The following is a 25,255-nucleotide window of genomic DNA, read 5'->3' as shown; positions in this document are numbered from 1 at the left end:
GGCCAATAATTATTCAGGCAGAAATATTGCAAGGCTTGCGGGGGAATCTGATATAGTAGAAGGGCACTCCCGCCTCCAAACATCAAGCCAAAAAACTCTGAATAAATGCAATTTAGACAAGCCATTTGCTATCTGGCGTTGTACATCGCATTCCTCCTACCTGCCGCGGTTTACGCCGCCGATGCTTCGCCAGGTTCATCGACACCGGAAGAGATCGAGCTACCCTCCCTCGAACAGCTCAAACAATCAGGGCGTCTTCATTCCCGCTTACGGAACTACCAACCATCACCGACAGGCGACACGGCCCCTAAGCCTAGGCTGGAAGAGTTTCAAGAACGCATCAAGCCGATGCTTGCTCAGGCATGTGTCGATTGTCATGGCCCCTACGCGGAAGAGGGGAACATTCGGATCGATACCCTTGATCCAGATCTTGTGCACGGAAAAGACGTTGCCTGGTGGCTGGAAGTTCTAGCCGCTGTGAGCAAAGGCGAAATGCCCCCACCCGACGAAGGCGAACTTTCCGATGAAGACCGTGCCGCAATCGTTGATTGGCTGACCTCCGAAGTTCAGGTTGCCTCGGCACTTCGTCGCGCGCAAGAAGGTCATTCGTCGTTTCGTCGGATGACTCGCTACGAATACAACTACGCCCTGCAAGATCTACTCGGGCTACCGTACGAATTTGGCCGTGACTTGCCGCCAGACTCCGCTTCTGAAGATGGCTTTCAGAACAGCTCGGAAACATTAACGATGTCGGCGATTCAGTTCGCAGCGTATCGCCAACTGGGCAACAATGCTTTGAGCAAGGCGATTTTTCGAGGCGAAAAACCCACTCCCATTTATTGGGATGTCGCAATGAAAGCGGCCGCTGAGATTGATTTCGATAAGAAACGAAAACAAATCGACAATCTTAAAAAGCAATTCAAGGATGATCCGGAGACGCTAGAGAAACGGCTAAAGAACGCCAACGCTGTTCCCCGTGATACCTACTACCTCAATCTGACATCCGGTGAAACCGCCAGTGAAGAGTGGGCGTACTACAGTGCCCGCTATGCTCGCAAACCTAGCGAGCAACCGCCCACCGAACCATCGGACACAGCAGAGGTCGTGGCTGTTATCCCTCGCAAGAAGCGTCTCATTGTCGAATTGGGAGACACAATCCCAGAAAAAGGAACGCTTCGGGTACGCGTGCTCGCCTCGCGTAAGTCGCTCGATAATCCTCGGCTACCAAGTCTGCAGCTTGAGTTCGGGTGGCAAGCCAGCAACGACTCGTACGCTGCGGTACAAGTCGGCGGCCCTGACAAGGTTATTGATGCCGATCCCGACAATCCCATGTTTTATGAATGGGAAGTTCCGCTCAGTGAAGTTCAGCCCCGTAATTCGGTGCGTCACATCAACAAGCTCGGCGATCTACCGAGCCCTTCCGAATTCATCAAATTGGTGAACAGTTCGTTATCGGCAACCGAAGTCCAGATCTACCATGTAAGCGTCTCGGCGAACGTATATGATCAATGGCCTCCAGAGTCACATCAGCGAATCTTCATCGATAGTGAATACAAGTCGGATGAAACGGCATACGGTGCGGAGATTCTGAACGAATTCATGCCTAAGGCATGGCGTCGCCCGATCACGGAAGCCGAGATCACCCAGAAGTTGAAATTGTTTTCGACGATTCGCCCACAATGCGACGACTTCGAGCAGGCAATGACCGAGGTTTTAGCCACGGTTATTTCGTCTCCCCAATTCCTTTATCTTTCCAGTCCAAGTCAAGCTGCGGAAGAAACCGCTTCCGCAGCGGATTATCACCTCGCCTCGCGTCTCTCGATGTTCCTCTGGTGCAGTATTCCCGATCAGAAGTTACTGGATCTGGCGGGCGAGGGAACACTCAGCAATCCGGAAGTTTTGGATGCTCAGGTCGAACGAATGCTGGCCGATCCGCGCTCGCGTCGTTTCTCTGAGCATTTCGTCCGCCAGTGGTTAGGGATGCAATTGCTTGACTACTTGAATGTCGACAAGAAAGCATACCCACAATTCGATCCAGAGCTAAAGGAAGCGATGCTCGAAGAGCCAATCGTTTTCTTTCAAGAGGTGCTGCAGAACAACCGGAGTGTGCTCGACTTCATTCATGCAGATTACACACTTGTGAACGAACGCTTAGCGGTGCATTACGGAATCAAGGACATCGACGGCAATGAATTTCGTCTTGTCGAGCTTGATGCAAACAGTCAGCGTGGGGGCCTGCTTACTCAGTCAGGACTTCTCGCGATGAACTCGGACGGTAAAGATTCGCATCCGTTGAAGCGCGGTATCTGGGTGCTCAAAAGCCTGTTGAATGATCCGCCTCCCCCACCCCCGGCGGCCGTACCAATCATTGACTTGGCCGATCCCGAGATTGCCAAACTGACGCTCAAGCAGCGCATCGAAAACCACCGCGACCAAGCTGCGTGCAAATCGTGTCACTCGAAGATCGACCCTTGGGGCATTGCTTTCGAGAACTTCGACGCAGTCGGTCGTTGGCGCACCGAAGTGGAAGGGAAGCCGGTCGATGCATCGAGCGAATTGTTCAACAAGCAAGAATTGGACGGAATTGATGGTCTGAAGCGTTACCTATTGGAAGATCGCCAGGATCAATTCACCCAAGCAATTGTCCACAAATTGACGACCTACGCCCTCGGAAGACCTTTGACGTTCGGCGATCGGGCAAGCATCGACCAGATCACCGCAAAAGTCCGCCAGCAAGGCGATGGATTGGCAACCGCCATTAAGCTCATCGTCGCCAGTGATCTATTTCAGTCAGAGTAGAATTCGTGTAACCTGTAAGTAGATCGATGAGCTTGTTCCCCGCAAACTTTCCCCAATCGATCGCCATCCCCACCTCCCCCCACCATCGCGCGAGAAAGAGACGGTTCGTCTCGTCCTGAACTCAGGTTTTAAGCCCACCAGGCCTAAAGCACTGCCCAAAAAGTCCCACCCCAGCAGTGCTGCCATACAAACTGATTCGAGAAGGTAACCGTGATGTCCATCAACCTCGCTTCGCTTGATCGTCGCCGATTTCTTCGTGGAACGGGAATCGCTCTGGCGCTGCCTTGGTTTGAAACGTTTTCCAGTCTTGCTGCGGCTAATACGACCGATTCCAATCGCAGGCGGTTGGCATGTTTCTACATGCCGGATGGTGTGCCCATGCCACTGACCGAAGATCCAGCTCATAAAGATTGGGCTTGGTTTCCTCACGGAAGTGGGCGTGACTTTCGCTTCACGAAGTGCCTCGATCCACTGGAACCATTGCGGGATGAAGTAACCATTTTGTCTGGTCTGTCACATCCTGCGGCACGTAGTATTCATGGTCACTCAAACGCTGATCAATTCCTGACCGGCGCTGCAACCGGTGCCGCGGGGGACTACCGCAACTCCATCTCACTCGATCAGTTGTTCGCGGAACATGTCGGTGATCAAACGCGATTTTCATCTCTAGTTCTTTCGACCGACGGTGGCACAGGCACCCCACGCGGTGCCCATACTATGTCGTTCAATCGAAGTGGTCGTGCCATTCCTGCCGAGCACCGTCCGAAGTTGATCTTCGACATGCTGTTCGTGAAGAGCGACGAGGATGCCGCACGACGCTTGGCCCTCAGTCAAAGTGCACTCGATGACCTGATGGCCGATGCCAAGTCGCTGCGGCAGACCTTGTCGAGCCATGACCAAGCTACTCTAGACGAGTACCTGCAATCGGTGCGTGAAACCGAAATTCGTGTCGAGAAGGCAAAACGTTGGGTCAACATGCCGCTTCCCACCGTTGATGTGGATCACTTAAAGCTCGACATCACTCCCGAAGAGCCTCGCACATTCCTGCGAACCATGTTCGAGTTGATCTATCTAGCATTTAAGACTGACTCGACTCGCGTTGTCACTTATCAGCTTGGGCGCGAGAATGCGATCGGAGTAAGTGACTATCTCGCACGGGCCGTCGGCTTCAATCTTACGCATCAGTTGACGCACAATACGAAAGAGCCTGATGGCTGGAAGAACTTTGGTACATATTGCCGTTTCCTTAGCGAGGAATATGGTCGTTTCCTCGGCAAGTTGAAAGAGACCCCAGATGCCTACGGGGCCGGCAACATGCTCGACAACACGCTGCTTCTTTTTGGCTCGGCGTCGAGCGCCTTCCACTTGTCACGGAACTATCCGCTCATTCTCGCAGGTGGAAAAAATATGGGCTTCAAGCATGGGCAATACCTCAATTACGGACCCGAGAAACCTGCTGGTGGGGCTTGGCTTGGTGGAACCGAACCGTGGCAGAAAGAAGTCGATCACGAAGATATCCCCCTTTCTAATCTCTTCGTGACCATGCTTCAGCGGCTGGGGGTCGAGACCGATACCTTTGCCGGCAACACTGGTACCATCGCTGACGTGTAATCACGCTGATCCACCTTCGCGGCAAATGAACATCCAGCTTGAATTTCCTTGGATTCCTCCCTCGAACTAGGTAAGATAATGCGGCTGTCAGGGCGGAGTTTCTGGCACCCACAATAGTCCTCATTTGGCCCTATCCCCTACTCCCCCCTTCCCTCCCTCTCTCACATCATCGATTTCCCTTTTTCGATGATGAGGAGCAGCCGAATGAATCAGCGCACCTGCGTAGCCACGATCGGCCTACGAGCCATTTTCGCGGCAACTTTACTCTGCCTTGTCCCGGCATCCGTTGTTACCGCCGACGAAGCAAATTCGGATTATTCGTCGAAGGTGAAACCGCTGCTCAAAGCGCGGTGCTACGCCTGCCATGGTTCGTTGAAGCAGGAAGCTGGGTTACGTCTCGATACGGCGGAACTTATCCGTCTCGGTGGTGATTCTGGCGAAGCGGTAATTCCCGGAGATCCCGCTTCCAGCTTGATTCTTGATCGAATCACAACGACCGATCTTTCAATGCGAATGCCGCCTGAGCACGAGGGAGAACCGTTTGAAGAACACGAAATCGACCTGGTTCGTCATTGGATTCAAGCTGGCGCACCTGCACCGGAAAATGAAGCTCCGGAAAGCGATCCTCAAGATCATTGGTCGTTTCGTCCCATTCAGCGGAAGGCCTTACCCAGGGTGGCTAACAAAACCTGGGTGCGTAATCCAATCGATGCCTGGATCGCAGCAGGCCACGAACAACAAGGTCTCAAGCCGCAAGACGAAGCCTCGAAATTGGTTTTGTTACGGCGCGTCTATCTTGATTTAATAGGCCTGCCACCGACAACAGAAGAAATCGCCTCCGCTCAAGCCGACTCGTCGCCTGATTGGTACGACAAGGTCGTCGATAGACTTCTAGCGGATCCTCGTTACGGCGAACGCTGGGGCCGGCACTGGATGGATGTGTGGCGATACAGCGATTGGTGGGGCTTGAATGCCCAGCTGCGAAATAGCCAACGTCATATGTGGCATTGGCGTGATTGGATTGTCGAATCTTTGAACGACGATCGCCCATACGACGAGATGGTCCGGATGATGCTCGCCGCGGATGAATTAGCTCCGAACGATCCCGACGAACTTCGTGCCTCTGGTTTTCTTGCGCGAAACTACTTCATCTTCAATCGTGATCAGTGGATGGACGAAGTCGTCACACATGTCAGCAAAGGCTTCCTCGGTTTGACGATGAACTGCGCGAAGTGCCACGACCATAAGTTCGATCCATTACCGCAAGAAGACTATTATAAGATGCGTGCTTTCTTCGAGCCGTATCATGTTCGAATGGACATGGTTTCTGGCGAGACCAATCTCACTCAAGATGGAATCCCTCGTGCCTTCGATGGCTCGCCGGAAACACCTACCTACCTCTATGTTCGCGGCGATGAATCAAACCCCGACAAATCGCATCTGATCTCACCAGGAATTCCGGAGCTACTTTCCTTTGAACCGGTCACTGTCCAGCCGGTCGACCTCCCAAGGCAAGCCTGGCAGCCAGGTCGTCGCCCGTGGGTGATTGAAAACCACATCACCGCAGCGAAATCACGCGTGAAATTGGCTGAGTCAAAACGACAGGCAGCAGTTGAGAAAGTATCACCCACGCACCAAGCACCATCCCTCGTAGCCACGAATGAGGGGGCCGATTTCGCAGCGATCGTTGAGACGTTCGATACGCTTGACTTAACGCGTTGGAAGCTATCTGGTGACGGCTGGTCGCATACGTCGGGGGAGCTTATTCAAAAGACGGATGGCACCACGCGGTACGATGTCACGTTGCTCGAACAAGTTCCGCGAGACTTTGAAGCAGTGGTTAAGTTTCGCGTTCTCGGTGGGACCAACTATCGAAGCGTAGGCCTCGACTTCGACGTAGCAACGCCGCAGCTTGCTTCACCAGGAAATCAAGCAGGCACGTTTTCATATGTATATCTGAGCGATTGGGACCAAGACTCGAAAATCCAAGGGGCCTATTCTAAGCAAGGAAAGTCACATTATCCGGGCACAGGGCGTCAGTCGTACTCCGTGGATCTCGACAAAGAGTACACGCTGAACGTCAAAGTTCGCGGAACTCTAATCAATGTTTCTATCAACGGAGAACACGTCCTCGCTTGGCGGACGCCGCTACCACGTCAGCCAGGAGCGATTCGCTTGATGACCTTTGATGCGTTGGTCGCGTTTGATGAATTTCAAGTCACCACGCTCGATCCTTCCATTCCCTTACAGGACGCCAGCGGACTTCCCACGGCTACCGCCAAGGAGCAACTTGCTTTGGCGGAAGCCGATCTAAAAGTCGCCCAAGCCGATTTGAAGTCTGTCGAATTGCGTGCTGCAGCAATTAACTCGGATGTCGATGCTCAAGCCGTGAGTAATCGAGCGGCCATTCTTGCCGAGCGAGAACTAGCCGTTGTCAAAGCCCAACGTGACTTGCTATCCGCTGAACAGACACTCTCAAAAGCTACGGAGAAGACAAAAGCAGAAGCCGAGAAGAAGCTCACAGAGGCTAAAACGCATCTTGAGAAGCAGCTTGCTGTGAGGCCATCCGAGATCAGCCCCGAGGAGACCTTTACTCCGTTTCAAGGGGCTCAGTGGTCCGCTACCCGCTTCCTCAATACAGGGAAGGATGACCCCACTATCACATTTCCTTCGACCAGCACAGGGCGTCGATCGGCATTAGCTCATTGGATCACCGATCGTCGTAATCCATTGACTGCGCGGGTTGCCGTGAACCATCTCTGGAATCGACACTTCGGGACACCACTCGCCGCAGCGCCGTTCGATTTGGGACGGAACAGTCCCACGCCGGAACATCCTGAGCTGATCGACTGGTTGGCGACGGAACTGATGGGACACGATTGGAGCATGAAGCATCTGCACCGCCTGATCGTCACATCTGCGACCTATCGCATGGGCTCGACCACCGCCGAACGGGAACTCAATCTTGCGAATGATCCAGACAACCACTTTCTATGGCATCGCAACCCGATGCGCCTCGAATCACAAGCGGTACGCGACTCAGTGCTTTACCTTGCCGGCACGCTCGATATGACCATGGGTGGACCTTCCGTGCCAACAGAACAGCAATCTGAATCGAAGCGACGAAGTTTGTACTTCTTCCATTCCAACAATGAACGCAACTTATTCCTCCTTATGTTCGACGAAGCGGAAGTTACCGAGTGTTACCAGCGTGAACAAAGCGTAGTACCACAGCAAGCTCTCGCGATGTCCAATAGCGATCTCGTCCTCGAAGCAGCTCAAGAGATCTCACAGCGTCTTTCTCAGGAAGCCACCGACGACGGCGATTTCATTCGTCGGGCATTCGTCACTATCTTGGGAATCACACCAGGCAAAGACGAACTCACTGCCAGCCAAGACGCTTTAGCCGAGTGGCAGGAGAAAGCTGGTGAATCGGTTTCGCAAGCTCGGACCAATCTGGTTTGGATCTTGCTAAATCACAACGATTTTGTGACCGTTCGATGATCGCGAAGGAAACACGAAGATGACTCAATCAGAATCTAACGGTCTTCCACGTCGCGGTTTCTTGGCGGACATGGGACTAGGGTTTACGGGATTAGCACTCGGTGCGATGCTTGGCCGAGACGGCATCGCTCGTGCCGACTGGGCTCCGCCAACCGGCGAACCTCATGTACCGCCGAAGGCCAAGAGCGTCATCTGGCTATTCATGAACGGCGGTGTTAGCCAGATGGAAAGCTTCGATCCGAAGCCGATGCTGACCAAGTACGCTGGCAAGACAATCGCCGAGACACCTTTTGCCGATACGCAAGATCCGAAGAAACTTGCCCTCGAACGCCTGGTCGCCCCCGATGGAAATGGGAAGCAAAGGAACACACTCTACCCGCTTCAAGTAGGCTTCAAAAAGCATGGCCAGAGCGGCATTGAGATCAGTGACTGGTTCCCTCACATCGCTGGTCAAGCCGACAAGTTGGCCGTGGTCCGATCGATGTGGACCACCGATAGCAACCACGGTGCTCAAACTCAGTTTCATACCGGACGCCACCGTAACGACGGCAATTTTCCGACGCTTGGGGCATGGGTGCACTACGGCCTTGGTTCCCTTAATGATAACCTCCCGCAATTCGTCTCGATCGGTAAACGAGAGTATTGGAACAAGCGGGACGGTCATTACCTTGGACCTGCGCACGATGCCGTTCCTCTTCGGATCGATCCGAATAATCCGCTAGACTTCAGCCAGCCAAGTAAACCCATTCCACGCCAGAGCCAGCTGATTGGACGTGACCTTCTCGGACGACTGAATAGTCTTCGTGGAACCGACTATCCTCACGATCCGGCCATGGAGGCCCGAATCGCTTCGTATGAGCTGGCGTTTCGCATGCAATCGTCGATCCCTGATATCGTTGACTTCTCGCAAGAGACGGACGAAACCAAGGGGTTATATGGGATCGATAAGCCACATAGTCAGGAATTCGGGATGCAGCTTCTCGCGGCGCGACGAATGGTGGAACAAGGCATTCGCTTCATCCAGATTCAACATGGTGGCGGTGGAGCTGGTGCCTGGGATTCGCATAGTGGTTTGAAGAGCAATCACGGCAGACTCGCCCAAGCCGTCGACCAACCGATAGGCGGTCTGCTGCAAGATCTCGATCGACGGGGTCTTCTCGATGAGACCCTTGTGATCTTCTGCACTGAATTTGGCCGCACGCCTGGCAGCCAAGGTGCGGATGGTCGCGATCATCATATCTTCGGCTTTTCCGTCTGGATGGCAGGCGGCGGTCTGAAACGTGGGGTGGTGCATGGGGCAACCGACGAAATTGGCTTCCACGCGGTGGAAGATCGACACTACGTCACCGATGTCCACGCAACCATTCTCCACCAATTGGGTCTGGACTCACGTCAGCTTGAAATTCCTGGTCGAAAGCGCCTTGAAATCGACCACGGAAAGCCGATTCATCAAATCATTGACTTCTAAGGGACAAAACTCAGCGAACGACTGACCAACATCGCTTTCACTACCCTTAACGCCCTGAAGTGTCTTTTAAGGGAAGGGTCGTCAGCGTGATCTTAGACGATCGTTTCGTCTACACTGCGAGCACCGTAACTATTTGCGGTTTCGGATCATAAGATCATGGAATCGAGCTCTTCCATCGTTTCATAGACGACTCCGGCATGGAGTAAACTAGAAGCGAGCTCTCACTGATATGCCCCTCAATACGTATCATCCGCGATGGCATTCCCTAAATTGACGTCCTTTGGTCGTTTTGCGACCAAGTTCTCATCCAGAATCCCTCTGCCGCTTGCCTTGTTTTTTTTGGCCAGTTGGTTGTCGGCTTCTGTTGCCCTTGGTCAGACAGTATCTGAAACCACCGGCCGCCCCATCGACCACGCACAGATTGGCAAGTTCCTGAAGACCTACTGCGTGGAATGTCATGGAACAGAGGCCCAGGAAGCCGACTTGCGACTCGATAATCTCAAGCCCGACTTCTCCCACGCGACGACTGCGAGCACGTGGATCGAGGTCATGGACAAGATTAACCTGGGAGAAATGCCTCCCGAAGGCTCCGCAACTCCTAGTGTTGATGAAGTGGCCACCGTGGCGGGATGGATTGCAACCGAGCTACGCCATGCGGAACGCAACAAGCTTGGTGCCCAGGGAAAGGTAATCCTACGTCGAATGAATCGGGCCGAGTATGCCAACACGGTTCGCGATCTGTTCGCCCTGAAATACCTGCCTGGCGAGAGCCCTGAAACGATTCTTCCGCCCGACGGAACGGCCGAAGGCTTCGACAAGGTCTCGGTGGCGTTGATGCTCGATCCTTCGCTCTTAGATAAATACTTTGAAGTTGCCCAGCGCATCGCAGACGCGGCCATCGTAGACGGTCCTCCGCCGTTTCCGACGGAAAAGATGCGTTTGGAAATGGAGGACATCGCTGAGAACCGCGCGATACGCTACTTGTGTGCCTCGCCGGGAATCGACTGCCAGGAAAAGGCGATCGTCCTGATGCAAGGCTCGACGCGATCCTTCGGCGTGATGAAATACCCCGGTCTCCGGGAGGAGATTCCCGTGGAAGGCATGTATCGCATTCGTGTCCGCGCTTGGGGCGAACCAGGTGAAGACGGCAAACCGGTCGTCATGCGAGTACAACAAAACCATCCCAACGCAGATCAGCAACTACTTCTAGAAAAAGAAGTCTCCGAAACGCCTGAGATCTACGAGATCCTCGTGCCACGTGATCCCAAATGTGGCGAATACAATGTATCTATTGTTAACGAAACTGGCTTTAACATTTCGAGCCGTGTCGGCAACGACGTCCGCCGAAAACAGCAGGAATTCGGCGAGGCAAAAGACTTCGAGCAAGTCATGCGTCTGCAATCACGGCAGCAGTTGGAAAACCTTACCTGGAGTAAGCCCAATCCAGATGCAGCTGACAAATCGAAGCTTCGGAAACTGGTTGTTGACTGGCTTGAATGCGAAGGTCCGCTTTATGAACAATGGCCGCCAAAAAGCCATGAGATCGTCTTTTTTCGAGGCGAGGGAGCGACTGAGGATGCTCAATACCTGCGTGAGATATTCGAGCATTTCCTCCCCCTGGCGTTTCGTCGACCGGTAACCACAAGCGAAGTCGATCGTGTGGTGACACTGTGTCAAAGCGAGCTCAATTCTGGGGCTTCATTTCATGATGCGGTCCGAACCGGACTGGTCGCGGTGCTTTGTTCTCCCAAGTTTCTGTACATCACTGAACCATCAACAGCCACCGAAACTAGAACACTAAATGACTGGGAGATTGCCTCACGCCTGAGCTATTTTCTGTGGTCGAGCATGCCAGACGAGGAATTGTTCGCACTGGCAAGCGAGGGAAAGCTTCGTGACTCTGGAATCATTTTGGATCAAGTCGATCGGATGTTGGCTGACGAAAAGCGAACTGGCTTAACTCGGGGATTTGGTGCTCAATGGCTGAAGACGAACGAGTTTCGCAACTTTCTACCGGACGCTCGTCTGTATCGGGACTACAACGAAAAACTGGGCGAAGCGATGGTTCAGCAGCCGCTCGCCTTCTTCGATCAAGTCCTTCGTAATGATGAATCGACCTTGGCGTTTCTCGATTCGAACTGGACGATGGTGAACGAGCGACTTGCCAAGTTCTATGAAATTGAGGGAGTAGAAGGAGACAACTTCACGCGAGTTATGCTTCCGCAAGATTCGCCCCGCGGTGGTCTCCTGGGCATGGCTGGCGTGGCTTTGCGAGGCTCCGATGGAACAAGAACGAAGCCAGTGAACCGCGGTGTTTACGTCCGAGAGGTGCTGTTCAACGATCCCCCCAATCCGCCACCACCGAACGCCGGCGAAGTGGAGCCGAACATTCAAGGAGAACGACTTACTGTTCGTGAACGGCTGGTGCAGCATCAACAAATCCAATCGTGCGCGGCATGTCATCGAACGATCGACTGTTATGGGTTTGCTTTGGAAAACTTTAACGTCATCGGTCAGTGGCGAACCCAGCAAGATGGCGAAGACTTCCGAGGAAGGAATTCGCCAGCAATTGACTCATCCGGTACGCTCCCCAATGGAAAGTCGTTCGAAGATTTCAGTCAATTCAAATCGTTATTACGTGAGCAAGATCAACGCTTCGCGCGAGGCCTGGCGGAAAAGATGCTCATCTATGCGCTCGGCCGCCCGATCGAAGCATCGGATCGAGGCCTTGTTGACCAGCTTGTTCAGCAAATGCAGCAGCAAGACTATACACTCCGTTCACTCATCCATGGCATCGTACTGAGCGAAGCCTTTCGCACCAAATAATCGGCCAGCAGCCACAGGTAGTTGTCTATGAATTTGCACAAACGGCCTTGGATCTCACGTCGCACCTTCCTACGAGGAACGGGCGTTGCGATGGCGTTGCCGTACCTCGAAGCGATGATGCCACAAAGTGTCTTCGCAGCGCCAACGCCTGAGGCACCATCGCGAATGGGCATGTTCTACTTCGGCACCGGTATGAACATGCGCCAGTTCTGGCCTGACCAAACAGGTGCCGAGGCGTCCAGTTCGCGAATTCTTAAGCCGCTGGAGAAGCATCGGGGAGAATTCACCGCCATCAACGGCACGTTTTTATCGGAAGGTGGTGGGCACGATGGAGCCTATCCATTTAGCACTTCCATCGCGAAAGGGAAGAAGCAGCAGCGAAGCCCTGATCAGATCGCCGCCCAAGTGATCGGGGCCGATACGCGTTTCTCGTCGCTGCAATTGTCGGTCGATCGTGGTACGAACTTCGGTAGCCAGGCCTTAGCGACAATTTCGTGGAACGAGCAAGGCGTACCACTCGCTGCGGAGAACGACCCGAAAGTTGTGTTCGATCGTCTCTTTCGACCAGACACTCGCGATGAGAAGATTCAAGAGAAGAACGAATTCCGCCGTCGTCGATCAATCCTCGATCTGGTTCGGGATGATGCAAAGCAGCTTGCTGGGAAGCTAGGCCAAACCGACCGCGAACAGCTGGAGCAGTACTACAACTCGGTACGCGAACTCGAGAAGTCATTGGCTCGCCGTGTGGAATGGGCCGACACGCCCAAGCCTGCCGTCGAAACCGATAACTTGCACGGTACATACAAAAAGAAGATGGAAGGTCCCGAAGGCAGCGGAGACTATTTGTACGATGACTACGCAAAACTGATGTACGATCTGATCGCCCTGGCCTTCCAAACGGACTCTTCCCGCGTTGTCTCGTACGTGGTTCGCAAGGAACTAGCCGGAGGCGTCTATCCTGAGTTCAACGTTTCACAAGGTTATCACTCTCTCTCGCATCACGGCAATGATCCGCAAAGCCTCGAAGAACTTGCTCGCGTCGATACGATCTATATGCAGCACTGGGCTTATTTGCTCGATCGATTGAAATCGATTCGCGAAGGAGATAGCACGGTACTAGATCGCACCGTCCTTGGACTTTCCAGCGGCATGGGCTTCGAACACAGCAAGGATAATCTTCCGACAATTCTCAGTGGTGGTTCCGCTCTTGGCGTAAAGCATGCGGGGCATCTGAAGCTTGAGCAAGAAGTGCCATTAGCATCTGTGTGGCATACGATGCTCGACCGCATCAATGTTCCAGTGAACGGACAATTTCAGGACAGTACTGGCGTGATTTCGGAATTGGTGAGCTGAGATGTCGATGCAATCGCTTGCAATAGTCAGCGCCGTAGTCGCAGTAGCGTATCTTGGGACGAGCACCGTTAGCGCTCAATCCCCTAAGACGTCCGAAAACTCCCTGGGCATGACATTGGTCCATGTTTCATCAGGTAAGTTCGAGATGGGGATGCTCGATGAGCATCGGTTGAAACTCGAGCACAAGTCGAGTGCTTATCAACGTGAGATTCACGATTACGTTGAAGCCCCAGCATTTCCCGTTAAGATCTCTCGTCCGTACTTCTTTGGTGCCACTGAAGTCACTGTTGGCCAATTCCGCAAGTTCGTCGAAGCAACCGGCTATCACACCGACGCAGAAAAAGCAGGCGGCGCATTCATCTTTTCGCCTGACGCCGAAGAACCACTCGATCGTTTTCAGTTCGTTGCTGGCACCAATTGGCATAAGCCAGGTTTTGAACAAACCGACCGCTCCCCGGTGACCTGCGTCTCATGGAACGATGCCCAAGAATTCTGCCGTTGGCTCGGCGAGAAAGAAGATGCCACTTATCGCCTGCCAACCGAGGCGGAATGGGAATATGCTTGTCGTGCAGGCACCCGCAGTTCCTACTGGTGCGGCGAGAATCCAGACAAACTTTACGGGGTAGCGAACGTAGCCGATTCAACGTTGCACGCCGCTTTTCCAGACGATGTCCTACGTCAACGCACGGCAGGACTCGACGAGGGTGCCGGTGATCATTTCATCTACACTGCTCCGGTTGCCTCCTTTCCCGCCAATCCATGGGGCTTTCACGACATGCACGGCAACGTCTGGGAGTGGTGCAGCGACAAGTACTCCGACCGCTACTACAAAGACATGATCGACTTAGCTCGGCAACAAGGTTCGCGGAGCGAGCCCCAACCGATTGTCGATCCCCAGGGGCCGGACGACACCCCGAAACATCGCCACGGCGATTGGCGATCGCTCCGTGGCGGTTCGTGGTATGTGGCTCCCCTGCAGTGCCGGTCATCGGTCCGCGCATTCGCTGAAGCCAAGGACGCTTTCAGCTACATCGGTTTCCGCGTTATCAAGGTGGAAACCGAGTCGCCAACCGATCGATGATCCTGATCTTCATCGAGGCGAAGGCAGAAGCGATTGCTACTTGGCATCCGCCAAGATCTTCTTACCTTCTTCTGGGCTGATCTCGTGGACGTAGATATTTCGCCAGCGGATTTCGCCGCCATGCGTTTGCAGCATGATCGGCCCCTTCTCCGGCAGCGGGATGCTGCGATCCCAGTAGTTTTCCATGACGGCGTTATCGACGGTTAGCTTATCGTTCAGCCAAACCCAGGTATGATCGCCAATTTGACGAATACGCAGAGTGTTCCATTCACCAAACGGACGATCCGCAAGTACCGCCGGATCACGACCAGGGGCATCAGGTGCATTATTGAACAAACCACCTGACCCCAAATGTGGTCGGCGAGTGGGACGTTTGGGATCAAACTTCTGATTGGAATCCCAGATCTGAACTTGCGGAGTGCCACGCAGGTAAATACCGCTGTCCGCTCCAGCAACTGTCTTGTATTCGATCAACAGTTCGATGTCACCAAACTCTTCGTCGGTAGTGGCGTATGGTCCGTGCCCATCGTTGACGAGCTCACGGTTTTCGACCGTCCAGTTTTCAGGGAACTCTTTACGTTGCTTTGCCAGGTTTTCCTTTTTCTTTTCCCCTTCCAACTTCACCGAAGCATGCGGATTCCAGCCGTACCACCCGGTCAAATCCTTGCCGTTGAAAAGAGCTCGAAAGCCTTCCGGTGGCTGAGGATCGGCAGCCAATAAAGGAGATAGAACACCGAGGCCGAAAACAATCAGGCCAGACAGAACAACACTACGGTAGAAGATTCTCATCCAGGAACTCCAGGAGGGGTCGAACAGTAGGTGGGTCGGATCAGACGTGTCCGTTTCGCGAAAGGACAGTGGCTTTCAGTTTAGCAAACAATCGCCGCAAAAATACCGTATTCTTAAAACGATTAAGGGCCCCATGGCTCCCCCCGCCCACAACACGTTTAAGAGAAAACGGTGGCATTCCAGATTTATTCCTGCGAAAATCTACGCTCTAGTTATGCCATCGAATTCGATCAGAGCTTTTCTATGAAGAATCCCGCGACCTCGCATCCGATAAGTATGACAAGACGAGTTGCCCTCTGCGGTTTGGCCAGGTTGGGTGCGTCGCCATGGATCGGCACTCGAATTGCGTCCGCTGACGAGACCGCTCCTGAGGCAACCGACTTTCAAATCGCCTGCATGACGCTTCCATACTCACAGTTCCCATTAGAACGAGCCCTGAGTGGTATCCGCGCCGCAGGCTATCGCTATGTTGCCTGGGGAACTTCGCATCAAGAGAAAGGAAGAAGCGAGAGAACACCGGTAATGGCCGCGGACGCCCCGCCCGCCAAAGCTAGGGGACTTGCGGACCAGTGTCGTGATATGGGCTTAGAACCGTTGATGATGTTCTCGACCGTTTATCCTGAACATGATGATGGGTTGAAGGTCCTTCAACATCGAATTCGCCAGGCATCCGCCGCTGGCATTCCTCAAGTATTGACCTTTGGACATACCGAAGGAGGGAACCGGCCCTTGTGGATTGAACGATTTAGAAAGCTCGGCCCTTTTGCCCGTGACCATGGAGTTGTACTGGTGGTCAAACAACATGGCGGTTCGACTGGAACGGGAGAGGCCTGTGCCGAAATCATCCGCGAAATAGACGATCCAGGTATTCGCGTCAATTACGATGCCGGCAATGTGATGGATTATCTGAACGTCGATCCGATCCCCGATATCCAATCATGTGCCGACGTCGTGCACAGCTTTTGTATCAAAGATCATAGGAACTGGCCGGTCGACCAAGACTGTGGCGCCGGTTTGGGTGAGATCGATCACTATCGCTTGCTGCAACCAGTTGTCCAAACGGGACGAACGATTCCCCTTTGCTGTGAAAATATCTTTGCTCCGTTGCTACCCCGCCCAACCGAGCCAGAAGAAATCGACCGCCTGGCCCGCCGATCGCGAGAGTTCCTCGAAACGGTCGCGCGAGGGCTGACTCAGCCTCAAGGAAAGTAAAGTCCGGCATGCAGTCTCCGACATTGGCAATCCTGATTCTCATTTTGCTTCCGTTCGCGGTACGTGCGGATGAGTCGCTCAAAATGATTGAGCCTAAGTCAAAGGTTATTAAGCCGTTCAATGGAACCAACCTCGAAGGTTTCACAACATGGCTTCGCGAGCAGGATCGCTTCGAGCATTCCGAAGCCTATTCGGTAGTTGACGGCACGATCCGCATCGCCGGTAAGGGGATGGGATACATTGCGACCGTCAATGCCTATCGCAATTACCACCTAAGCATCGAGTACCGCTGGGGCGAACGGACCGACGGATCGAAGTATGTGCGGAACTCAGGCATCCTGCTTCACGCAACTGGCCCAGAAGGGAATGCCCGTGGAACGTGGATGGCGTCAGTCGAGGTGCAGTTGGCTCAAGGATGTGAGGGAGATCTTATTGTTATCCGAGGCGAGGATGACGCCGGCAAAACGATTCCCGTCACCCTCAGCAGTAGAACAATCGTCGCGGAAGATAGTCGTACGCGTTGGCGAGAAGATGGTGCGCCAACCGTTTATTCTGGCCGACAATTCTGGTGGTCGCATCATGAAGCCGGATTCGAAGAGCTACGAGACACACGTGGCAAGAATGACGTCGCCAGTCCGCTGGGGGAATGGACCAAAGTCGAGTGCATCTGCGAAGGCAACGAAATCACTGTGAAGATCAACGGACAGATCGTAAATCATTGCTACGACGTATTCCCTGCTGCCGGTAGAATCTTGCTGGAAAATGAGAGCAGTGAAGTCTATTTCCGAAACTTCGAGATTCGTCCCCTGCCCGCCCCATAACATCCGCCGTCAGTCTTTTCCTCAGAAACTTGACCATGCCGAATCAACCTTCCCAACCAAATCAAATCACCGGTAATCGTCGACAATTCCTGAAATCGTCGAGCTTCACGATCGCAGGCAGTACGCTTGCCAGCCAAGTTGCCATGGCCGCACCTTCCGTCCATCCAACTGGCAATGATCTGCTGCGTGTTGGTTTGATTGGTTGCGGAGGTCGCGGTACCGGGGCGGCTACTCAGGCGTTAACCGCGGATGAGAACGTCAAGCTGACAGCGATGGGTGATATGTTTCAACCTCGGCTCGAGTCGTCGCTCCGGTCGCTCAAGCAGCGCAAGGAGATCGCGAATAAGATTGATGTCCCAGAGGACCGTCAGTTTCTCGGCTTCGACGCGTACCAACAAGTCATCGACAGCGGAGTCGATGTGGTCCTACTTGCCACGCCGCCTCAATTTCGTCCCATGCACTTGAAGGCAGCCATCGATGCCGACAAGCATGTCTTTGCGGAGAAACCGGTCGCGGTCGACACGCCAGGCGTACTTTCTGTATTGGAAACTTGTGCTGAAGCGAAAAGGAAACGACTTTCCGTAGTCTCAGGACTTTGCCTACGCTATGACCAAGGTTTTCAGGAAACGGTCCAGCGACTTCATGAAGGTCAAGCCGGCGAAATCCATACGGTGATGGCCAACGACTATCGCGGTCCGATATGGGTCAAGCCACGGCAACCTGGGTGGACCGATATGCATTGGCAGATGCACAACTGGTATTACTTCACCTGGCTATCCGGCGATTTCAACGTCGAACAGCATGTGCATTATCTCGATATCGCGGCCTGGATTCTGCAAGGCTATCCCGTAAAAGCAATCGGAATGGGGGGCCGTCAGGTCCGAACCGACGAAGTCTATGGAAACATCTATGATCATCATAGCGTGATCTACGAATACGAAAACGGAGCTCGCATCATCAGCAGTTGCCGCCAACAGCCTGGCTGCAAAAACGAAATGGGAGTGGTTGCGCAAGGCACCAACGGCTTATCCAAGCTATCGCATAAAGAGACCTCTATCTACGGCAAGAATGCTTGGAGCTTCGAGGGAACTGCCAAGAATTGTTATCAGGTCGAACATGACGAACTCTTTGCTGGCATCCGAAACGACCAACCGCTGAATAACGGACAGTACATGGCCCAGAGCACACTTCTGGCGATCATGGGCCGCATGGCAACTTACACAGGACAAGAGATCACCTGGGAACAGGCTTTGACTTCCAAGCAAGACCTGTCGCCAAAGCAATACGCCTGGGGAGATGCTCCACCCATTGAGATTGCTCAGCCTGGGATTACCAAACTCACGTAGGCAAATACTTTGCTCAGAAACCTGATGAGTGGTCAGACAATTTGCAATGACGCCTATCTCGCATTCGTAGCTTTCCGAAAGAGCCGAGTAAACTAGCCAAGATTGCTAAATCATTACGTGCGTGCGATGCACTGGGACGCCTCGGTGACGACCAAGAGTCCGCTGGCGCTAGGGAAAACCGCAACTTCTTTTATTGTTGGTTAATCGCGACCGTTGTCGTCATTGTTACCTTTGCGTCACGACGTCGGTGGTTAGGTTTCCATTGGTTCTTGACTCGACGAAAGCCCCCTTGTCGCCAAGTTTCGAGCATGTTCTGTTGAGTCGCGAACCCCGAACAATAACGAAACAACTGTGTCCTGAATGCTATCGGTTCAGCCACTTCCATTCTTTTTGGATGGTCAAACGAAGTAATGATCGCGTCGCTGCTGATTGTTGTGGGCTTGGTCGCCCTGGTCGTTGGTGCAGAGTTACTCGTCCGGGGAGCGTCGAAGCTTGCGGCTTCTGCCGGAATCTCTTCACTCATCATCGGACTCACCGTGGTGTCTTTCGGCACGAGTGCGCCGGAATTGGCCGTCTCGCTCACCTCTTCTCTAACAGGCAGTTCTGATGTTGCCGTTGGGAACGTCGCAGGTAGCAACATCTTCAATGTGCTACTTATCCTCGGGATTTCAGCACTTATTACACCGCTGATTGTCGATCAGAAACTGGTTCGTTTTGACGTGCCTTTGATTCTGATCATTTCGATCGTCGTCTGGCTATTCGCCTACGATCTACAAATCAGCCAGCTGGAAGGTGGACTGCTGTTCGCTGGCCTGATCGCCTACACGATCCGCTGCATCTTGGTGGGTCGACAAGAATCAGCCGCCGTAAAGCAAGAATACGACGAGGCCTATCGTCAGACGGAAGATTCCGATGAAGCAAACCGTTCGCCCTGGTCGAAGTTCCTCTGGCAGATTGTCCTAGTCGTCGGTGGCTTGATCTTGCTGGTCGTGGGTGCGAAATTCCTGGTCGATGGTGCCACGAGTATCGCTCGCGGTTTGGGTGTGAGCGAACTAGTGATCGGGTTGACGATCGTTGCTTGCGGAACTTCGCTCCCTGAGCTGGCGACCTCACTGATTGCGGCGATGCGTGGTGAACGCGATATTGCCGTTGGCAATGTGGTCGGTAGCAATATCTTCAACTTGTTAGGTGTGCTGGGACTCTCCGCTGCAGTACATCCAGGCGGAATCGCAGTTGCTGAGCAAGCATGGCAATTCGACTTACCTGTGATGATCGCGGTAGCAGCAGCTTGTCTACCGGTCTTCTTTACCGGGCATCGCATCGCTCGCGGTGAAGGTGTGCTCTTCGTGGCCTACTACGTCGCCTACATTGCGGCATTGGTTCTTTCTGCCACCGGCAGCGAAGCCTTGCCGGCGTTCGAGGTGCTGATGATCTGGTTCGCTTTGCCGCTGACCGTCATCACACTAATGATTACCGTTTCCCGTTCGATTGATGTTTGGCGATGGTACAAAGCCCGCGAACGTTTTGCTCAGTCGGGCGACACGCTGCCACGCGTTGTCGTGATCGGAGGTGGCTTTGGTGGGCTTGCAGTCGCCCGTAATCTTGGCCGCAGCGAGACCCGCGTCACGCTCGTCGATCGCCGCAACTTTCACCTCTTTCAGCCACTTCTCTACCAAGTCGCAACCGGCAGCCTATCCCCCGCGAACATTGCCGCCCCGCTCCGCAATCTGCTGCGTCGACATTGGAACGTTTCGGTTTGTTTGGACGAGGTGGCCGACATCGACCTAGATCTAAAAATGGTCATGCTGACCGATGGACATGACTTGTCGTACGACTACCTTGTCGTTGCGGCTGGTGTCCGCCACAGCTACTTCGGTAACGGTCAATGGGAACCGGCGGCTCCTGGCTTAAAGACTATCGAAGACGCGACCGAGATCCGTCGCCGAATTCTATCGGCATTTGAAGCAGCAGAAAACGAAACTAATGAGATGCGGCGACAACAGCTGCTGACGTTCGTGATCGTGGGTGGAGGCCCAACCGGCGTGGAGTTGGCTGGCTCACTTGCCGAGATTGCTCGACACACGATGGAGTTCGAGTTCCGCAAGATCAACCCATCGTCGGCCAAGATCATTCTGGTCGAAGCCGCAGATCGTATCCTCGGAATGTATCCTCCCAAGCTATCCTCCAAAGCCAAAGATTCGCTCGAACGTTTAGGAGTCAACGTCCGGTGCAAGACTCGCGTGCTTCAAGTCGAGGAAGGTTTATTGACGTTGGGTTCGCAGGATAACAACGAAGAGCTCTTGCCAGCCACGACCATCCTCTGGGCCGCCGGAATCGAGGCATCTCCGTTGGCAAAGTGCTTGGGCCAACAAGCAGGAGCCGACATCGATCGGGCTGGTCGTGTCGCTGTGAAGTCCGACCTAAGCCTCGCTGGCCACCCGAACGTTTTCGTGATTGGGGACATGGCGGCCTGCAACGGCCCTGACGACCGTCCGCTTCCTGGCATTGCTCCAGTCGCAATGCAGCAAGGTAAGTACGTTGCGAAGTTGATCCGTAATGAGTTGTCCGCCGAACAGGCGGGTAGGACATCCAAGCGAGAGCCGTTCCACTACCATCATCAAGGAAGCCTCGCTACGATCGGACGATCGGCTGCGGTGGCTCACATCGCTGGCTGGCAAATCAGTGGCTTCATGGCTTGGATGCTTTGGCTGGTAATTCACATTGCCAATCTCAGCTTGTTCGAGAGTCGGATCCTGGTCTTTGTCCAATGGATTTGGAGCTTCGTAACGTTCGGCCGCTCCGCACGGCTGATCACAGGCGTCGATCACAATCTCAATTCCGAAGCGCCAGAGAATCATCCCTCAGAACGTGTAAATGCTTAGGGTAGGATCATATTAGCTGTATGACTTACCGTCCCGAACGATGACAAAAGAGAACGGCTGACTTTACGTTTTCGCGCAAGGCAGTTAGGGTTAGAGAGAAGTCGCTGGAATCTGCCCAGCGACATGATCTTCTTCCTCTCCCGGAACTTACGATGCCGATCGACCCTTCCGCTGCGAACCACTCGCCTTCCAATCGCCGTGATTTTCTGACAACCGTTTCTTCCATCGCGATTGGAACAGGCGTCATGTCGCAGGCCGTATCTGCTCAGCAGCCGGTAGCGCCGCAAACCAAATCGGGATTGCCGGTGCTTCAAACGCCGACCGCGAGCAGCATATCGGTCGCCTGGTCGACGCCAGAACTTGCAACAGGTTGGATCGAATACGGCACAACGCCAGAATTAGGTAAGCGAGCAACCGCTTCCAGTAATGGGTTAAATCAGTTGGGTACGCGTTTCCTTTCGGCTCGTTTGAACGATCTGCCAACGGGCCAAAAGATCTACTACCGGACCGTTACGGCACCGATCGAATTCAAGAACGCCTACCAGATCCAACAAGGTGAACCGGTCGTCGGCGAAACATTCGCCTTCCATACTCTCGATGCCTCTGCTCCCTCGGCTTCGTTCGCCATGATCAACGATACCCATGAGAAGCCAGAGGTCCTTCGTAGTATTACGGAACAGTTGTCGAAAGAATCTGTCGACTTCACAGTCTGGAATGGCGACGTGTTCAATGATGTCCGTTCGGATGATCAGATTGTGGAGCAAATCCTGGAACCTGCCGGCGGTGGTTATGCCACCGAGCGTCCTGTGCTATTCACCAGCGGCAATCATGATGTACGCGGTGTTCATGCGAGAGCCCTTTCCCAGGCCATGCTTGATTGGCCCAACCAAGGCGAACTTGGACGTTCGTTCGCCGTGCGTCAGGGACCGATGGCGATCATCGGTCTCGATACGGGAGAGGACAAACCAGACGCGCATCCCGTATTCGCCGGACTGGTAAACTTCGAGCCATACCGAGAAGCTCAGGGTGAATGGTTGGCCGAAACACTCAAACGGGATGAAATTGCCTCGGCACCATACATCGTTGTGTTCTGTCATATCCCGCTGTGGGGCCGTCCAGGCGACAACCCAGGCGACACGCTCGATGGCTATGCCAGTTACTCTCGACAGTCCCAACGCGCCTGGCATCCGCATCTTGCGAAAGCAGGAGTGCAACTGGTTGCTTCTGGGCATACACACCGTTTCCGGTATGACGAACCAACTGCGGAACATACTTACGCTCAGATCGTCGGTGGCGGGCCGAGCTTATCGCGAGGAACGATTATTCGAGCTTCTGCGGACGCTGAAGAAATGACACTCACCGCCAGCACGCTCGATGGCAACAAGCTTGGTACCTGGACGTTCGCTCCGCGCGAAGTCTAAAAACCGCTCTTTTGGTCACTTTTTTTATAACCAGAGTAGCCCTTCAATAATTCGCGGAACAGCAGTACTCGATTGAATTGATCTTGTCGGCTCATACCACCGACCATTCACACCTTCGCTCTGGGATAGAATGCATATCACAACAGGGACCTCTCTATCACCTTAGGATCCTAACGTGGGCATCTATTTTCGCGTAAACTCGCCGAAGAAAAGAGTTTGCAAGCTTGGATCCGTGCAGCTTAGAATCGATGATATTTGATAGGATAAACTGTTACAGGAACGGATGTTCCGCTGGATCGGCTGCTTCGGCCTGGGGCTTGGCATTCTGAGGCGTCCGCCGTCAATGGATTACGATACATCGGTCACAATTGGGGAAAACTAGGCAACTTCCTGCCGCAACCATCGATAACGACTTAGGTTCCCGCGAATTAGATTTCAGGATTGGTGTTTCTTCGACGAGGGTAGATGGCGATGCCCAGGGTTGGAGACTTCCTGCGTCCTGATTGGTAACCCGCTGTTGTCAGGCATGAGCCGCAAGTTCCCCTGCGGAGACGTCATTTGATTCGGATCGAAGTTAAGAAAGGCCCCATGCAAGGACGGGTCTTTTCGTTTGCAGACCACGACATCTTCCTGTTTGGTAGGGACGAGCAGCACTGCCATGCTTCCATTCAGGAAGACCCGTTCGTTTCTCGCCATCATTTCATGCTGGAAGTCAATCCGCCCCTCTCTCGCCTCAAAGACTTGGGTAGCCGGAACGGAACGTTCGTCAATGGTACGAAGCACGGTGGGCGTTCCACGTTCGCTGCCTCTGAAGAAGAGGCCAAGGCTGGTGGTCCAACCGTCGACTTGACCAATGGCGATGTTATCACCGCCGGCAAGACCGTCTTTCAAATCTTCGTCGAAGAAAAGAAAGACATCTCCGCGACCTACGACTTTGGCCGCTATGACGAACGCGAAGAAGAATCTGACGCAGGAAACGACATTCGTCGAACAATCACCGAACTACCGGTCCCCAACGCCAATTCGCAAGTGGGCCGGCAAACGATTAACGAGCTTCCGCCGACTCCTCCCGGTAATGTCGGTCGGCAAACGATCGTTGAGATTCCGCCAAGCGTAGCCAGTGACGTAGGTCGCCGTACCATTAGCGAGCCGGCGGATCGCATGGACGAAATCGCACAGATCGCTGGCCGGGCAACGATGGTCGAAGGTGCTAATACATCTAAGGGTGCCTTTGGCAGCAACGTCGGTCAGCATGAACCAGCTCCTTACACGCCACCTAAACGTCAGCCTGGTGAATTTCCGATTCTGGACGGATTCGAATTCGAACAGTCCCTCGGCACAGGTGGACTGGGCGAAACGTTTCTCGCGAAACGAACGATCGACGGAAACCCTGTGGCCGTTAAGCTACTCGCTTCCCGGGTTAATGTGGCTCACGATGCTCGCGGAGAATTCCTGAAAGGGATGGAAGTCAACGCTCGTCTCCGACATCGAAACGTCGTCCAACTTTACGGTGCCGGGGGTTTAGGCAACGAGTTCTACTTTGTCACCGAATACTGTGATGGAGGCTCGCTGGCTCGCTTGTTCCGTTCAAAAAAGAACTCGCTGCAAGCCAAGCACGTTGCCGTCTCGCTATATCTGTTGCTTGATGGCCTCGCCTATGCTCATGAAAAAGGGATGGTCCACCGAGACATTAAGCCCTCGAACCTATTGGCGACGAGGAAAGAGAAACGCTGGATTCCGAAGATCTCGGACTTCGGACTCAACAAAGCGTTCGAGCAAGCCGGCTTTTCTGGAATGACGGTAACGGGCGCCTACACGGGTAGCCTTCCCTACATGCCGCGCGAGCAACTCACCGATTACAAGTATGTGAATCCTGCCAGCGACGTCTTCAGCCTGGCAGCAAGTTTCTATCGCATCATCACGGGGCGATTTCCTCGGGGAGACGAAAAGGGGAGTGATTCGTTAGCATTAGTTCTCCACGGTGAAATACAATCTATGCGCAAGCGTTATCCCGGATTTCATGCAGGCCTGGGGGAAGTTCTGGATACAGCTCTCCGCTCAGAATGCTGCGAGCGCTATCCGAATGCTCGTGAGATGCAGAATGCGCTGCGTGTTGTCATGAAAAAGGAAGGATGGGTTTAG

14 protein-coding genes are annotated in these 25,255 nt (G+C 53.7%); 13 read left to right on the top strand and 1 reads right to left on the bottom strand.

What is annotated here, in order from left to right; translation table 11 throughout:
* Positions 1-105 precede the first annotated feature (105 nt).
* From C5Y83_RS27370 to C5Y83_RS27340, 7 genes are all read left to right on the top strand, one after another.
* Positions 106-2,799: a DUF1592 domain-containing protein gene (locus C5Y83_RS27370; RefSeq protein ID WP_105332960.1), complete on the top strand. Its 2,694-nt coding sequence runs from the start codon at positions 106-108 to the stop codon at positions 2,797-2,799.
* Between the two features lie 213 nt (positions 2,800-3,012).
* A complete protein-coding gene (locus tag C5Y83_RS27365) occupies positions 3,013-4,410 on the top strand; it encodes a DUF1552 domain-containing protein (RefSeq protein ID WP_105332959.1) in 1,398 nt (465 codons plus the stop codon).
* Positions 4,411-4,614: 204 nt separating this feature from the next.
* Complete coding sequence (locus tag C5Y83_RS27360) at positions 4,615-7,914, top strand: PSD1 and planctomycete cytochrome C domain-containing protein (RefSeq protein WP_233207373.1); 3,300 nt, start codon at positions 4,615-4,617, stop codon at positions 7,912-7,914.
* Positions 7,915-7,933: 19 nt separating this feature from the next.
* Positions 7,934-9,382, top strand: coding sequence for a DUF1501 domain-containing protein (locus C5Y83_RS27355; RefSeq protein WP_105332957.1), 1,449 nt, complete (start codon positions 7,934-7,936; stop codon positions 9,380-9,382).
* Positions 9,383-9,733: 351 nt separating this feature from the next.
* Positions 9,734-12,208 carry a DUF1592 domain-containing protein gene (locus C5Y83_RS27350; protein WP_158262546.1) on the top strand — a complete coding sequence of 825 codons (2,475 nt, stop codon included), beginning with the start codon at positions 9,734-9,736 and terminating at the stop codon, positions 12,206-12,208.
* A gap of 27 nt (positions 12,209-12,235) precedes the next feature.
* The gene (locus C5Y83_RS27345) at positions 12,236-13,561 is read left to right on the top strand and encodes a DUF1552 domain-containing protein (protein WP_105332955.1); all 1,326 of its coding nucleotides are present in this window, start codon (positions 12,236-12,238) and stop codon (positions 13,559-13,561) included.
* Positions 13,562-13,670: 109 nt separating this feature from the next.
* Positions 13,671-14,642, top strand: a complete 972-nt coding sequence (locus C5Y83_RS27340) for a formylglycine-generating enzyme family protein (RefSeq protein ID WP_158262545.1) — start codon at positions 13,671-13,673, stop codon at positions 14,640-14,642.
* A gap of 36 nt (positions 14,643-14,678) precedes the next feature.
* Here the strand turns inward: C5Y83_RS27340 and C5Y83_RS27335 are convergent, their stop codons facing one another.
* Positions 14,679-15,431, bottom strand: a complete 753-nt coding sequence (locus C5Y83_RS27335; RefSeq protein ID WP_105332953.1) for a DUF1080 domain-containing protein — start codon at positions 15,429-15,431, stop codon at positions 14,679-14,681.
* 276 nt (positions 15,432-15,707) lie between these two features.
* On the opposite strand from C5Y83_RS27335, the gene C5Y83_RS27330 reads away from it, so the two are divergent.
* The 6 genes from C5Y83_RS27330 to C5Y83_RS27305 all read left to right on the top strand — a co-directional run bounded on the left by C5Y83_RS27330 (position 15,708) and on the right by C5Y83_RS27305 (position 25,255).
* Complete coding sequence (locus C5Y83_RS27330) at positions 15,708-16,643, top strand: sugar phosphate isomerase/epimerase family protein (protein ID WP_158262544.1); 936 nt, start codon at positions 15,708-15,710, stop codon at positions 16,641-16,643.
* Positions 16,644-16,651: 8 nt separating this feature from the next.
* A complete protein-coding gene (locus tag C5Y83_RS27325; RefSeq protein ID WP_105332951.1) occupies positions 16,652-17,464 on the top strand; it encodes a DUF1080 domain-containing protein in 813 nt (270 codons plus the stop codon).
* A 35-nt stretch (positions 17,465-17,499) separates the two neighbouring features.
* Positions 17,500-18,810, top strand: coding sequence for a Gfo/Idh/MocA family protein (locus C5Y83_RS27320; protein ID WP_105332950.1), 1,311 nt, complete (start codon positions 17,500-17,502; stop codon positions 18,808-18,810).
* Positions 18,811-19,220: 410 nt separating this feature from the next.
* Positions 19,221-21,692 (top strand): calcium/sodium antiporter, encoded by a 2,472-nt coding sequence (locus C5Y83_RS29945; protein ID WP_105332949.1) that lies wholly within the window; start codon positions 19,221-19,223, stop codon positions 21,690-21,692.
* A 152-nt stretch (positions 21,693-21,844) separates the two neighbouring features.
* Positions 21,845-23,113 (top strand): metallophosphoesterase family protein, encoded by a 1,269-nt coding sequence (locus C5Y83_RS27310; protein ID WP_105332948.1) that lies wholly within the window; start codon positions 21,845-21,847, stop codon positions 23,111-23,113.
* A gap of 588 nt (positions 23,114-23,701) precedes the next feature.
* Positions 23,702-25,255 (top strand): FHA domain-containing serine/threonine-protein kinase, encoded by a 1,554-nt coding sequence (locus C5Y83_RS27305; protein WP_146117943.1) that lies wholly within the window; start codon positions 23,702-23,704, stop codon positions 25,253-25,255.

It is taken from the genome of Blastopirellula marina (assembly GCF_002967765.1).
Classification (GTDB): Bacteria; Planctomycetota; Planctomycetia; order Pirellulales; family Pirellulaceae; genus Bremerella; species Bremerella marina_A.
Note: the sequence above shows the minus strand (reverse complement) of the source record. Positions and strands in the feature narration are given on the sequence as shown.